At 24.6% G+C, this 12,764-nt stretch carries 16 protein-coding genes and 1 riboswitch; of the genes, 12 read left to right on the top strand and 4 right to left on the bottom strand.

What is annotated here, in order from left to right; all coding sequences use genetic code 11:
- The first annotated feature begins 32 nt into the window (after positions 1-32).
- The 6 genes from HMPREF1092_RS05305 to HMPREF1092_RS05330 all read left to right on the top strand — a co-directional run bounded on the left by HMPREF1092_RS05305 (position 33) and on the right by HMPREF1092_RS05330 (position 5,278).
- A complete protein-coding gene (locus HMPREF1092_RS05305; RefSeq protein WP_002597600.1) occupies positions 33-1,010 on the top strand; it encodes an ABC transporter substrate-binding protein in 978 nt (325 codons plus the stop codon).
- Positions 985-1,752, top strand: a complete 768-nt coding sequence (locus HMPREF1092_RS05310) for an ABC transporter permease (RefSeq protein WP_002597601.1) — start codon at positions 985-987, stop codon at positions 1,750-1,752. Before HMPREF1092_RS05305 ends, HMPREF1092_RS05310 begins: the two co-directional genes overlap by 26 nt.
- Complete coding sequence (locus tag HMPREF1092_RS05315) at positions 1,742-2,305, top strand: ATP-binding cassette domain-containing protein (protein WP_002597602.1); 564 nt, start codon at positions 1,742-1,744, stop codon at positions 2,303-2,305. The genes HMPREF1092_RS05310 and HMPREF1092_RS05315 overlap by 11 nt, the downstream gene beginning before the upstream one ends.
- Before the next feature lie 99 nt (positions 2,306-2,404).
- The gene (locus HMPREF1092_RS05320; RefSeq protein ID WP_002597603.1) at positions 2,405-2,956 is read left to right on the top strand and encodes a hypothetical protein; all 552 of its coding nucleotides are present in this window, start codon (positions 2,405-2,407) and stop codon (positions 2,954-2,956) included.
- Positions 2,957-3,048: 92 nt separating this feature from the next.
- Positions 3,049-3,594, top strand: coding sequence for a cysteine hydrolase family protein (locus HMPREF1092_RS05325; protein WP_002597604.1), 546 nt, complete (start codon positions 3,049-3,051; stop codon positions 3,592-3,594).
- Positions 3,595-3,671: 77 nt separating this feature from the next.
- A riboswitch (SAM riboswitch) is annotated at positions 3,672-3,775 on the top strand.
- Between the two features lie 108 nt (positions 3,776-3,883).
- Positions 3,884-5,278 (top strand): amino acid permease, encoded by a 1,395-nt coding sequence (locus HMPREF1092_RS05330; protein ID WP_002597605.1) that lies wholly within the window; start codon positions 3,884-3,886, stop codon positions 5,276-5,278.
- 35 nt (positions 5,279-5,313) lie between these two features.
- Here HMPREF1092_RS05330 and HMPREF1092_RS05335 read toward each other — a convergent pair whose 3' ends face one another.
- Positions 5,314-6,276 (bottom strand): D-alanine--D-alanine ligase, encoded by a 963-nt coding sequence (locus HMPREF1092_RS05335; protein WP_002597606.1) that lies wholly within the window; start codon positions 6,274-6,276, stop codon positions 5,314-5,316.
- Positions 6,277-6,443: 167 nt separating this feature from the next.
- Entirely contained in the window at positions 6,444-7,169 is a 726-nt protein-coding gene (locus tag HMPREF1092_RS05340) for a sulfite exporter TauE/SafE family protein (protein ID WP_002597607.1), read from the bottom strand.
- 189 nt (positions 7,170-7,358) lie between these two features.
- On the opposite strand from HMPREF1092_RS05340, the gene HMPREF1092_RS05345 reads away from it, so the two are divergent.
- Positions 7,359-7,793 (top strand): UDP-N-acetylglucosamine pyrophosphorylase, encoded by a 435-nt coding sequence (locus HMPREF1092_RS05345; RefSeq protein ID WP_195970305.1) that lies wholly within the window; start codon positions 7,359-7,361, stop codon positions 7,791-7,793.
- A 44-nt stretch (positions 7,794-7,837) separates the two neighbouring features.
- Here the strand turns inward: HMPREF1092_RS05345 and HMPREF1092_RS05350 are convergent, their stop codons facing one another.
- Positions 7,838-8,149: a DUF1540 domain-containing protein gene (locus tag HMPREF1092_RS05350; protein ID WP_002597609.1), complete on the bottom strand. Its 312-nt coding sequence runs from the start codon at positions 8,147-8,149 to the stop codon at positions 7,838-7,840.
- Positions 8,150-8,328: 179 nt separating this feature from the next.
- On the opposite strand from HMPREF1092_RS05350, the gene HMPREF1092_RS05355 reads away from it, so the two are divergent.
- The 5 genes from HMPREF1092_RS05355 to HMPREF1092_RS05375 all read left to right on the top strand — a co-directional run bounded on the left by HMPREF1092_RS05355 (position 8,329) and on the right by HMPREF1092_RS05375 (position 11,731).
- Complete coding sequence (locus HMPREF1092_RS05355) at positions 8,329-8,952, top strand: DedA family protein (RefSeq protein WP_040413619.1); 624 nt, start codon at positions 8,329-8,331, stop codon at positions 8,950-8,952.
- 76 nt (positions 8,953-9,028) lie between these two features.
- A complete protein-coding gene (locus HMPREF1092_RS05360; protein ID WP_002597611.1) occupies positions 9,029-9,676 on the top strand; it encodes a Dph6-related ATP pyrophosphatase in 648 nt (215 codons plus the stop codon).
- Positions 9,677-9,886: 210 nt separating this feature from the next.
- Entirely contained in the window at positions 9,887-10,306 is a 420-nt protein-coding gene (locus HMPREF1092_RS05365; RefSeq protein WP_002597612.1) for a hypothetical protein, read from the top strand.
- Positions 10,307-10,458: 152 nt separating this feature from the next.
- A complete protein-coding gene (locus HMPREF1092_RS05370; RefSeq protein WP_002597613.1) occupies positions 10,459-11,127 on the top strand; it encodes a TVP38/TMEM64 family protein in 669 nt (222 codons plus the stop codon).
- Between the two features lie 196 nt (positions 11,128-11,323).
- Positions 11,324-11,731: a hypothetical protein gene (locus tag HMPREF1092_RS05375; protein ID WP_002597614.1), complete on the top strand. Its 408-nt coding sequence runs from the start codon at positions 11,324-11,326 to the stop codon at positions 11,729-11,731.
- 34 nt (positions 11,732-11,765) lie between these two features.
- Here HMPREF1092_RS05375 and HMPREF1092_RS05380 read toward each other — a convergent pair whose 3' ends face one another.
- On the bottom strand, positions 11,766-12,611 hold the full coding sequence (locus HMPREF1092_RS05380) for a patatin-like phospholipase family protein (protein WP_002597615.1): 846 nt from the start codon (positions 12,609-12,611) through the stop codon (positions 11,766-11,768).
- Positions 12,612-12,764 lie beyond the last annotated feature (153 nt).

A 12,764-nucleotide genomic window follows, 5' to 3' on the forward strand; every position in this document is an offset into this window, starting at 1 on the left:
AATTAAAATGGAAAAATATTCTAGGGGGATTTATGAAAAAAATAATAATAACATTATTAATAGTAATAACTTTTTTTATTATTTTAGGTGATGATATAGTCTCTGAAAAAAGAGAAATAAAAAATGATAAGAAGATAGTAAAAGTATATATTCCTGATGGTACACCAGCTATTGGAATGGAAAAAATGGTATCTTCAAAGGAAAATATAAAAGACTTTTCAATGAAATATGAAATAGAAGGGACACCTGATACACTTGTAGCAGAAGTTATGAAAGAAAATCCAGATATCTCTATAGTTCCTTCAAATTTAGCAGCACAAGCTTATAATAAAGGGCTTGATTATGAAATAATAGGAACAGTAGGATTCGGTTCTTTATACTTAATTTCTACAGAAGGGGAAGCTAAATTAGAGGATTTAAAAGGAAAAGAAGTGTTTGGAATAGGAAAAGGATTGACTCCAGATTTAGTTTTTAAAACAGTTTTAAAAGAAAAAAATCTTATAGATAAGATAAATTTAAGCTATGTTTGTGGTGGAACAGAAATTTTACCAGCTGTTTTAAGTGGAAAAGCTAAATATGCAGTTGTACCAGAGCCAGCATTAAGTACATTAATGAGTAAAAATAAAAACATAAAAATAATCCTAAATATAAATAAAGAGTGGGAGAAAATATTTGGTGTAGAAGAAGGATTTCCGCAATCAACTATTATAGCTAAAAAAAGTTTAATAAAAAATGATAAAGAATTTATAGATTTATTTTTAGAAAAAGTAGAGAAGAGTATTTTATTTTCTAATGAAAACAAAGATGAAGTAGTAGAGTTATTTATTAATAACGGTGGAAAAATAAATAAAGATATAGCTTCAAAATCAATAGAAAATAGTAACTTAAAGTTTAAAAAAGCTAAAGAAACAAAAGAAGAATATATTAAGTATTATGAAATTTTAGAAAAAGAAAATTCTAAATCAATAGGAGGAAAAGTTCCAGATGAAAAAATCTTCTATGAAGGATAGAAGACTTATGGCTATATCAGTCCTTATTTTAGGGCTGATATGGTTTTTAGTTTCTAGAAAAATAAATAATGATATATATTTTCCAACTTTAAAAAATATTTTAATAGAAATTTATAATATTTTATTTACTAAAGAAGTAGTATACTCAATAACAAGCTCAATATTAAGAGGGTTTATAAGTGTATTAATAGCCATTTTAATAAGCGTTATATTAGGAGTTATAAGTGCCTTTAATAAATACATATATAATTTTTTATATCCAATAAATTTACTAATAAAATCAATTCCAACTATTGCATTTATAGTTATAGCATTAATTTGGGTAGATAAAAGCTTTGCTCCATTTTTAATAGGGTTTTTTATTTCATATCCTATTTTTTATGATGTAATAATTTCATCTATATTAAATATTGATAGAGAACTTATAGAGATGTGCGATACATTTAAAATTTCATTTTTAAATAGAATAAAAAATATATATGGTCCTAAAATTATTTTTTCTTTATTTAATATACTAAGTTCAACTATTTCTCTTACTTTAAAAGTAGTAATTGCAGGAGAAGTTTATGGACAACCTGATTATGGAATAGGAACTTTAATACAAATGGACAAAATGAATTTTAATACAGTAGGAATTTTTGCATGGATAATAATAATAGTTTTTATAACTTTTATAATAGATATAATTTTAAAAATAATAAATAAAAACTTTATATTATATGGAGAGAAAGATGATTTTTAAAAATATAAATTTAACTTATAAAAAAGAAGTGTTTAAAGATTTTGAAATAAATATAAAAGAAAATGGATTTAATTTTATTATAGGAGAGTCAGGAGTAGGAAAAACATCACTTTTAAACATAATAAAAAATAGACTTTTAGAATCTAATAAAAAAGTTTCTTATGTATTTCAAGAAGATAGACTTATTCCATGGATTACAGTAGAAAAAAATCTAGAATTAATTTTAAAGGATAGAAAAGAGATAGAAAAATTATTGATTGAAATGAATTTAAAAGATGTTTTAGAAAAATATCCTTATGAATTAAGTGGTGGAATGAAAAAAAGGATTAATATAGCTAGAGCAATTTTATATGATGGAGATATATTTTTAATGGATGAACCTTTTAATGGATTAGATAGAGATAATAAAAAAAATATAATTGAATTAATTAAGAAAAAAGCTAAAGGAAAAACCTGTATAATAATAACTCATAATAAAGAAGAAATAAAAGCATTTAAGGGCATCTTTATAGAAATTTATGGGAATCCAGTAAAGATAAAATATAATTCTTAAGATAAAACTAAAGATTTCTTAAGTAAAAATTAAATAGATAAAATAACAATTTAAAGATGATATAATTATAAAAAACAATAGAAAAAGGAGTGATTATTTATGAAACGTAAAAGTTTAATAATAAGTTGGGTTATTGTTGGAATTTTAGTAGTTGCTATAATTGCTTGTGGAGTAGAAATATATAATAAAAATAAGAGAATAGAAAATCTAGAAAAGGCCCAAATACAAAATACAATTCAAACTAATAATGAAAACAATAATGGTGATATATTAAATGTTTTAGGTCAAAAATTATTTGGACAAGACTTTGATAATTTAAGTGTAAGTATAAATCCAGATGGAAAAAATGAAAAGATGGATTTAAAATATAAATTAGCAGGAAAAGATCAAAAAGAAGTAACATTAAATAATATAGAACTAAATAAAGACAATAATAAATGGATAGTTTCAAAAGATTCAAAATTAACTAAAGAACAAACAGAATTAGTAGAAAAAATAGCTAATAATGAAAATAAAGTTGGAACAGAGATCAGAAATAATATAGCTAAGCAAATGCAAGCAGAAAATAAAGTTATGCAACAAATACAAAATAATATGAATAAACAAATAAATGAAATGAATAATCAAATAAATAGTTTATTTAATAACTAATTTTAATAATAGAGACAGTATAAATTTATATTGTCTCTATTATTTATATAAAATATAATATTTATATAAATTTATTTAAGGGGAGTGGAAATATGGGAAAGTTATTAGTAGTTGTAGATTATCAAAAAGATTTTGTTGATGGATCAGCTGGCTTTGAAGAAGCTAAATATTTAGAAGAGGGAATATGCAATAAGGTTTTAAAATATTTAAATAGTGGAGATAGAGTTATTTGTACTCTTGATACTCATGGAGAAAATTATTTAGAAACTAGAGAGGGAAAAAATTTCCCCATAATTCATTGTATAAAGGGAACAAAAGGACATAGTATTTATGGAAAATTAGAAGATATAGTAAAAAATAATAAAGAAATATTTTTATTAGAGAAAAAAGCTTTTGGAATATCTCCTAAGTCACTTTGTGAAATCAAAAAAGATTTTGGAGATATAACTGAGATTGAAATAATAGGAATAGTTACAAATATGTGCCTTTTAAGCAATGTAGTAATGTTTCAAAATGCATATATAAATAGTGATATCATAGTTGATGCCAATTTATGTGCGAGTTTTGATAAAGAGATGCATGAAAAAACTTTAGATATATTAGAAGGTATCCATATAAAAGTGTTAAATAGAAAATAAAATTTATTTCAAATTTTCACATAAATTTAACTTGAAATATCATATAGATAATTTTAAAATAAGAATAAATAAATAATCTTTTATCAAGAAGGTGGAGGGACTGGCCCTATGAAGCCTAGCAACAGCTCAAATTTGAGAATTGTGCTAAATCCTGCAGAAATAATTTTCTGAGAGATAAGAGTATGTTACTTAGGAATATTTAGCTATCTTTTGTCTGAAAAATCAAAAGATAGCTTTTGTTTTTTCTCCTTCTTGGTTTAAGAAACAAAAGATAAAGGAGGAGTTAAAAATGAATAAAAAAAATTTAAGTATGTTTGGATTTTTATTTCTTACAAGTTCAATATTAATAGAAATTTATGAATATCCAACATTCGCTACTAGCGGATTTAATTCAATATTTTATTTATTAGTTGGTGGATTGTTTTGGTTTTTGCCAGTTTGTTTATGTGCTGCAGAAATGGCAACAGTTGAAGACTTCCAAGAGGGAGGAGTATTTACTTGGACAAGTAATACATTAGGAAAAAAATTAGGGTTTGCTCATATATTTTATCAGTTTATAGTTTTTACAATAGGAGCTGTAACAATGATTTATTTTATAGTTGGAGCTATAGCTTATGCCACAGGAATTGAAGAGATAAATTCAAATCCAATATTAAAGTTTTTATCTGTAATAATTATATTTTGGCTTATTACTTATGTACAGCTAAAAGGAATAAACAAAACTGCATTAATAGCTAAAATCGGATTTATTGGAGGAATATTAATTCCAGCATTATTTCTATTTATTCTTACAGGCATTTATATATTTAAAGGATATCCTATACATTTAGTAATGGATAAAAATACATTCTTCCCTAATTTACATAATAAGAGTTCTTTAGTTGTTTTAGTATCATTTATGCTTTCATATATGGGACTTGAAGTTTCAGCAACACATATTAATGATATGAAAAATCCAAAAAGAGATTATCCAAGAGCAATAATAATTTTACTTATACTTGCAGTACTTTTAAGTAGTATAGGTGCATTATCAATTGGAATGGTTGTACCAAAATCAGAATTAAGCTTAAATCAAGGTGTTTTTCAAGCTTTTACAAGTCTTTTAAATCATTTTGGAAATTTTAAGATAGTAGTAAAAATATTAGCGATTTTACTTTGTCTTGGTTCAATTGCAGAAGTTAGTGCATGGATAATAGGTCCAAGTAGAGGACTTTCATTAGCAGGAGAAAAAGGACTTTTTGATAAAAGAATAGCTAAAAGAAATAAAAATGATGTAGCATCATATATACTTATAATACAAGGAGTATTAGTAACTATATGGGCATTTATAATTACTTTTGGGGCAGGGACTTCAAATAATTCATTTTTTATGGCAATGACTCTTACAGTTATAGTATATCTTACAGCATATTTTTTATTTTTCTTAGCTTACATAAGATTAACATGGAAATATGATAATTTAGAAAGAAAATATAGAATATCAAAAAATAAATTTATTAAATTATTTATAGGAATTATTGGATTAATTTTTACTGTTATAGCATTTATAATTTCATTTATTCCTCCAAGTGGGGTAAAAGAGAGTCAAGTTAATTCATATACAAGTTTATTAATAATAGTATTTATAATTATACTTGTACTTCCATTTATAATAATGTCTGTTTCTAAAAAAATGGCAAAATAAAAAAGACCGAATTTATCGGTCTTTTTTTTATTTTACTATTTTTCTTTAACTACAACACCGTTGTTTCTTGCATCATCTAAAGCGAAAACTTTTTTTCTAACAGCAAGTGATTTTTCGATTATTGTATCTAAGAAGTCTGAAACTTCAATTCCAGCACCTTTTAAGCTTACTGGGTAAAGACTGTTTTTAGTCATTCCTGGTAATGTGTTAACTTCAAGAACATAAGGAACACCATCTTTAACTAACATATCAACTCTTGTGTAAACACTAGTTTTTAAAGCATAGTAAGTTCCAACAGCCATTCTTTCAACTTCTTCGTGTAATTCTTTTGGAAGGTTTATAACATATCTGTCAGCACCTTCAGCAGTATATTTTGATTGATAATCGAAGAATTCTCCTTTTGGATCTATTTGAAGAACAGGTAACATTTTACCATCAAGTACTGGACAAGTTATTTCAGTAGCACCTTCGATAAATTTTTCTATCATTATTTCTTCATCCCAAAGAAGACCTTCTCTTACAGCTTCTTCAACATCTTCTTTTTTCTTAACTATGAAAGTAGCAACACTTCCACCACCACTTACTGGTTTAACCATTACTGGGTAACCAAATTCTTCGATTTTGTCATAATCGATTTCTTCAACTGACTTAACAACGAACCAATCAGCTGTTCTTATATTATGGTATCTTAAGATTTGTTTACTTATATCTTTATCTACTCCTAATCCACCAGCTAAAACTCCACATCCTGAATAAGGAATTCCATAAGTTTCCAATATAGCTTGTACTCTACCATCTTCACCAAATTTACCATGAAGCATAAGAAGAGCAAAATCTAATCCTTTAACTTTTTCAAATACATCTAGTTTGTCATCTATTACAACAGGAATAACTTCATATTTTGATTTGTCTAAGTGTTCAATAACGTTATTTCCACTATCTAATGAAACTTCTCTTTCTGAAGAAATTCCTCCCATAAGTACTCCAACTTTTAACATGTAACTAACCTCCAACTAATCTAATTTAATTTTTAATTCCTCTTAATTATATCAATGCAGATTATGAAAAAATTACAAAAAGGTTAAAAATAAACTGGAAAAATGTAAAAAAACTTTGTACATATATATTATTTGTAAACAAATGAGATATATATACAAAATTTTTATTAAATATAAAATAACATTATTAACTGTTTAATAAAGATTCCTATTAATATTAATTTAAAAGATAGAGAAATTAATTCATTAGAAGCTTTTTTGTTGAAAAAAGTTCCAATTTTTGAACCTAATAAAGCACCAGGAATCATAAAAATACAATAAGTTAAGTTATGGTATCCTCTAAAATAATAATTACTAACTGTTATAAATGTACTTATAAATACAAGTGAAAGTGTTGTTGCAGATGCGCCTTTTTGATCAAACCCATAAAAAATTAAAAGAATTGGTATAAGCATTATAGCTCCACCAAGACCAAATAATCCAGATATAATTCCAATAGAAAGTCCAACAAAGGGTTTAGTCCAATTAGGAAGAATTATTTTAGGAAGCCTTTTTTCAAAAAACATAATCAATATTAAGATGAATAATAATATTATAAAGAACAAATTAAATATATGTACTGTTATAAAACTATTTATATATACACCTAGAGATGCTCCTGGAATTATACCAATAGCAATTAATACAGCTGTCTTAAAATCACCTTGATGTCTTTTTCTATATATAAATGTAGACATAAATGTCATAAAAAGCATTGTTAAATCAGTATTTATAGATATTAATGCTTTAGGTACACCAAGTGAAAGTAATAGGGGGATTATTATTATGTCTCCACCTAATCCAACAAAACTTCCAATTGAGCATGAAAGTAATGCAATTAAAAAGTAATTCATGTTAGGGCTCCTTAGTTTTTATTAAATATAATAAATAAAAATTATTAGTGTATAAATTTTTATTTACATAAATATTATACAATTAAAATAAATATTAAATTGTAATAAATCTGTTAAATAAGAATGATTTGCATATAGAAGAGTTTGAAATCCGAGTAAAATGGTAGTATTATATAGTTAATAAATTACATGAAGAAAGAGAGAAAAGAAATGGAATTAAATTTAACAACTTATAAATTAGGAAAATTATTAAAGGATGTATCTGAAAAGTATCCAACAACATTAATGACAAAAATAAAATTAAGTGGTGGATTTATGACTATGTTTGGAGAGGTAAAAGTAGAAAAAATACCACAAAATGTTCTAAGTTTTAATAAAGGAAATAATATTATAGATATAAACATAAAAACTGATGATAAAGAAGGTGCAACTTTAAAAATAACTGGAATGAAAGGTGGATTTAATGTCCAAATTGCAGATACAAGATATAAAGAAATTTGCAAAGGAAAATTTTCAGATGAAATAAAAATAAATTCAAAAGAATGTAAAATAAAAATTGATAATGATATGATATTTACTGTAAAAGCTACAAAAGAAGAAGTTATGGAATTAGTTGAAAAATAAAAATTAAAGGCGAATAGAAATATTCGCCTTTAATTTTATTATTATTATTTATCAAAATCGCTACAAAAAGTTTCTGTATAAATTTTAGTATCAGTATTAGTTTTTACAGTTATAGAAGAAAGTGAGCAAAGTTTATTTTTATTGTGTTCACAAGTTTCAGCAGAACAAACAAGTGCAGGTTCGCCTGTAAATCTATTTGTACTATTAGTTAAATCACCATAATGTTTATTATCTAAAAAAGATCCACAACAAGTAGCAGAAGCTTCACTAGCTAACGCACCTCCAATATCAACTCTATTAGCCTTACAATTACCATTAGCATTATGAGAACAATTTAGAACTGTGCAGTTTATCATTTTAAATCACTCCTTATTTTATTTAAAATATATTTTTAAACACATAAAAATATTAAATATTTCTTTTTTATAATTCCCTAAAAATATAAATTTAATAGAAAAATAATAATAATATTAAAATATTTATTTTATAATTAAGGCTAGAAATGTTAAAAAATTCAACTGAAGTGAGGAATTTAATGGATTTAATTCATATGATAATAAAAAATATAATGGGACTAGTTCATACTTCAGGATACTTTGGAGTTTTTATTGCATCCGGAATTGAATATGCATGTGTTCCAGCTCCTCCAAGTGAAGTTATAATTCCGTTTATAAGTGCTATGGCAGCTAAAGGAGAATATAATTTAATAGTAGCCTATTTAACTACAATATTGGGAGGTGTAATAGGATCATTAACAACTTATTTAGTAGGATATTTAGGTGGAAGAAAAATTTTAAATTTTATAAAAGTGAAAATAAAAAAATCAGGACCTATCATAAACAAAATAGGAATTTTATTTGAGAAACATGGAAATATGGTAGTTTTAATTGCCAGAGTAATGCCATTTACCAGAGCATACATATCTTTAGTAGCTGGAGTTGAAAGATTAAATATAAAATATTTTATTATTTTTACTTCTATAGGAATTGGAATATGGAATGGAATATTATTTATTTTAGGATACTTTTTTGGAAGTAATATAAAATATATATTTGAAATTTCTAAAAAATATATTTACATTATAGTCATAATTTTTGTTATATTATTTATTGGATATATTTTATATAAGATACTAAAGAAAAAATCTAATAATTTATAATAGAATAGATTTAATTGTTTTTATAAGAAATAAAAAGCTTTAAAGATTAATTAGTTAAAGTAAAGGAGTAATGAGGTTGAGTAAAAATTTTATAATGGCATATAGTTGTGGAAAAGATAGTACATTGACTTTATATAGAATGATAGAAAGGGGATATAAACCAGTTTGTATTTTAGTTACTACTGGAGATGGTGAAGATTCATGGTTTCATGGAATAAATAAAAATTTAGTTAAGAAGGTTTCTGAAAGTCTAGGAATAGATTTGTTATTTGCAAATTGTAGTGCAGATAAATATGAAGAAAATTTTGTTTCTGCTTTAAAAGAAGCAAGTGATAGATATGATGCTAAACTATGCGCTTTTGGAGATATTGATATAGAGCTTCATAGAAAATGGGATTTAGATATGTGTAAAAAAGCTGAAATTGAAGGCATTTTACCATTATGGAATGAAGATAGAGAAAAATTAACTTTAGAATTTATAAAAAGGGGTTTTAAGGCAGTAATAAAAAAAGTAAGATTAGATATATTAAATGAAGATTTTTTAGGAAAAATCTTAGATGAGGATTTAATTATTGATATAAAAAAAGCTGGGTCAGATGTATGTGGCGAAAATGGAGAATATCATACATTTGTATTTGATGGGCCTATATTTAAAGAAAAAGTTCAATTTAATGTTATAGAAAAGAAAACAAATGAAAAATATGGTGAAATAACTATAAATTAAATAAAATCAAAGTTATAATCCATAAATATAGACAAAAGTCTAGTTTTAAAATATAATCTATTTATAAATAAAAATGATATATATTGAAAAATTATGGCTATAATTTTTAATTTACTCATAATTACGGTATAATTAAAAAGTAAATTATTCAAAGTAGAGAGTTATTTTTTAAATAGTCGTAAAAATTTTTGAAAGAAGGTATTATTAATCATGGAAAATATGAAAGTATTTAACAAGAAAATTCATTGGGATGGATTAAATTTATCTTGTGTTATGGAAAGATATTTAGATACAAATAATTTAGCATTAGAATTATATGATGAAGATGGTGAATTTTATGAGTGTGTTACACTTGACTATAGAGAAAGCTTACCAAAGATTAATAATGCTATAATAAACAACAGAGAGCATTATGAGGGAATCTTAAATGTTTTAACAGCAGCAAGTTTAGTAAGAGTTGTTGGAAAAATAGATGTAAAAATGATAATGAGAGATTTAGTTGTAGTTAATAGTAGAGCGTTTGTTGAAATTGATGAAGATACATTCCAAGAATTCGCTAAAAGTTCATATAATGACTTAAATGAGTTCTTAACAAAGGCTGATGAACCATCAGAAGTTGAAGAAATATAATGATAATAATTTATAGTATAAAAAATAGTAAAAAGCGCTAAATGGTGTTTTTTACTATTTTTTATTATGAAAAAGAATAGTTATATGATATAATGAATATATAAAAATTGTAAACAAATGAAATTTATTTTAAACGACTAAGGAGATTTTTAATGATTGGAAGAGAAAAAAATAAATATATAAAATTGAAATTTTGTATATTTTTAGTCTTAATAGGTTTAGCATTATTTGTTTTATTTGAAAATAGACATGCAATAATGAATATTAAAATTGAACAAGTACTTAATTTTATTGAGAAAAGAGGCACATTTTCATCACTTATATATTTAGGAATATACGTTATTAAACCATTTTTCCTTATTATACCTACAAACATTATAGCAATAGCAGGAGGAATGATGTTTGGCCCTGTTAAAGGATTTATACTTACAATGATAGGATTCTTTATAACAGGAACAATAGCATTTTTTATTTCAAGGCTACTAGGAAGAGATTTTGTTGAAGGACTGCTTGGAAAGAGAATGCTTAGACTAGATGAAAATTTAGAACATAACGGCTTTAAAATATTATTTTTACTAAGATTACCACCAATTTTACCATATGACCCATTAAGTTATGCTTGTGGATTTACAAAAGTATCTTATAGAAGTTTTATAATAGCTTCTCTATTAGGTGTAATGCCTGAAACTATATGTTATTCAATTCTTGGTAAAAATTTTGACAAGCCTTTTTCACCAGAATTTATCATACCTATAATAATATTAATTTTAGGCTTATTATTTTCAAAAAAAATAATGAATAAAAGAAAGAAAATAGATTAAATTTTATTAAAGATAATTTAAAATGTTTTATTTTAAATTATCTTTTTTTTTTGTCAATTTTAAATATTTTATTTATTTAAAATTGACATAATTTTGTTAATTTCAAAATCGCATAAATAAGGTATAATAAAATTAAAGAATTAAATAAAATTAGTGTGAGATTATATATAATAGTTAAGGAATTGGAGGTATACATATGAACAGAGAAAATATGATGATAAGAGAAATAAGAGAGCAACTTCTAAATGCATTATTATGGAGCGGAAATGAAGCTCAATTAAAAGAGTTAGAACGTAAAGCAGTTGAAAATGATGTATTTGATGAAGATAATGGCGATGAAATAAAAAGAAAGCCAAAAGAAAGCTTAGGAGTTTATATAGAGAGATGTAATACATCACTTATGAAGAATTTTTCAAGAAAAAAATATGAGTTATTAAAAGCTCTTTATACTGAATACAATAATTTCGGAGATTCTACAATTGAAATGACAGAAACAGTTATTAAAAAGAATCCTGTAACAAAGAAAAAGGTAGCAATTGGAGTTGGAGTAACAGCAGCAGCTATAGGTATTGCTGGATTATTTAAAAAATTCAAAAATAAATAATAAAAAAGCTAGCAAAATAAAATTTGCTAGCTTTTTAGTTAGAAAATAATTTTTTAATTTCATCCATCCTAGACATAGCTAGTTTATAACCATTATCATAAGCTTCATGAAGTTTTTTTACATCTTTTTCAAAGCTTTCGATTTTTTCTTCTTCGCTAGGTCTAAGAATTATTGCTTTACCTTCTTTTTCTAGTTGTTCACAGAATTTTACTGTTTCATTGTATTTTTCATGTCTGTTTAAAAATACAGGTGTAAGTTTTGGGTATTTTCTCTTAAGAAGTTTTGCAGTTATTTTTACACCTCTACTAATTTCTTTTTTATAACTTTTAGGTCTAGTTAAAATTATTAAGTGCTTATCTGCTCCATCTTCTATGGCTTTTCTTATAGGAATAGGATCACAAAGTCCACCATCAAAATAAGGTGTTCCATTTATCATTATGCTAGGAAAAGCCATAGGAATAGCACATGTAGCTCTTAACATAGTACATTTTTTATCAAGTTCCATTCCATTTAAATATTCAGATTTTCCAGTTAAAGCATTAGTTACACCTACTAATACTTTTCCAGTGTATTTATTGAAAGTATCATAATCAAATGGATTAATTTCATTTGGTATAGTATCAAAAACAAAATCTAAACCAAATATACTTCTACAATTAAATAAATTTTTAAAACTTAAATAACGCTTATCATTTCTAAAGTTTTCTAATACCTCTAGATTTCTTCTTTTTTGTCTAGAAAGATATGAGAAAGCATTAGTAATTCCAGCAGAAACTCCGATGCAATAAGGTGCCATAATATCATTATCTAGAAGAGCATCCATAATTCCAGCACTAAATATAGGTCTAAATGTTCCGCCTTCTAATATTAAGCTTGTCATAATCATCTATCCTTTCATATTAAATTGTTATATAAAAAGTATATATTTAAATCTTTTATAAGACAATAGCATAGAATTTTAATTTAAAATAAATAATAAGAATGAGTTGAAATAAATAAAAAAAGAGCGTATATTATTATTTAATAATAATTA

The organism is Clostridium thermobutyricum (assembly GCF_000371465.1).
GTDB classification, from domain to species: Bacteria; Bacillota; Clostridia; order Clostridiales; family Clostridiaceae; genus Clostridium; species Clostridium thermobutyricum.

Coding starts and splice junctions, on each gene's coding strand:
- HMPREF1092_RS05305 (WP_002597600.1), top strand. CDS start 33: ATGAAAAAAATAATAATAACATTATTAATAGTAATAACTTTTTTTATT.
- HMPREF1092_RS05310 (WP_002597601.1), top strand. CDS start 985: ATGAAAAAATCTTCTATGAAGGATAGAAGACTTATGGCTATATCAGTC.
- HMPREF1092_RS05315 (WP_002597602.1), top strand. CDS start 1,742: ATGATTTTTAAAAATATAAATTTAACTTATAAAAAAGAAGTGTTTAAA.
- HMPREF1092_RS05320 (WP_002597603.1), top strand. CDS start 2,405: ATGAAACGTAAAAGTTTAATAATAAGTTGGGTTATTGTTGGAATTTTA.
- HMPREF1092_RS05325 (WP_002597604.1), top strand. CDS start 3,049: ATGGGAAAGTTATTAGTAGTTGTAGATTATCAAAAAGATTTTGTTGAT.
- HMPREF1092_RS05330 (WP_002597605.1), top strand. CDS start 3,884: ATGAATAAAAAAAATTTAAGTATGTTTGGATTTTTATTTCTTACAAGT.
- HMPREF1092_RS05335 (WP_002597606.1), bottom strand. CDS start 6,276: ATGTTAAAAGTTGGAGTACTTATGGGAGGAATTTCTTCAGAAAGAGAA.
- HMPREF1092_RS05340 (WP_002597607.1), bottom strand. CDS start 7,169: ATGAATTACTTTTTAATTGCATTACTTTCATGCTCAATTGGAAGTTTT.
- HMPREF1092_RS05345 (WP_195970305.1), top strand. CDS start 7,359: ATGAAGAAAGAGAGAAAAGAAATGGAATTAAATTTAACAACTTATAAA.
- HMPREF1092_RS05350 (WP_002597609.1), bottom strand. CDS start 8,149: ATGATAAACTGCACAGTTCTAAATTGTTCTCATAATGCTAATGGTAAT.
- HMPREF1092_RS05355 (WP_040413619.1), top strand. CDS start 8,329: ATGGATTTAATTCATATGATAATAAAAAATATAATGGGACTAGTTCAT.
- HMPREF1092_RS05365 (WP_002597612.1), top strand. CDS start 9,887: ATGGAAAATATGAAAGTATTTAACAAGAAAATTCATTGGGATGGATTA.
- HMPREF1092_RS05370 (WP_002597613.1), top strand. CDS start 10,459: ATGATTGGAAGAGAAAAAAATAAATATATAAAATTGAAATTTTGTATA.
- HMPREF1092_RS05375 (WP_002597614.1), top strand. CDS start 11,324: ATGAACAGAGAAAATATGATGATAAGAGAAATAAGAGAGCAACTTCTA.
- HMPREF1092_RS05380 (WP_002597615.1), bottom strand. CDS start 12,611: ATGACAAGCTTAATATTAGAAGGCGGAACATTTAGACCTATATTTAGT.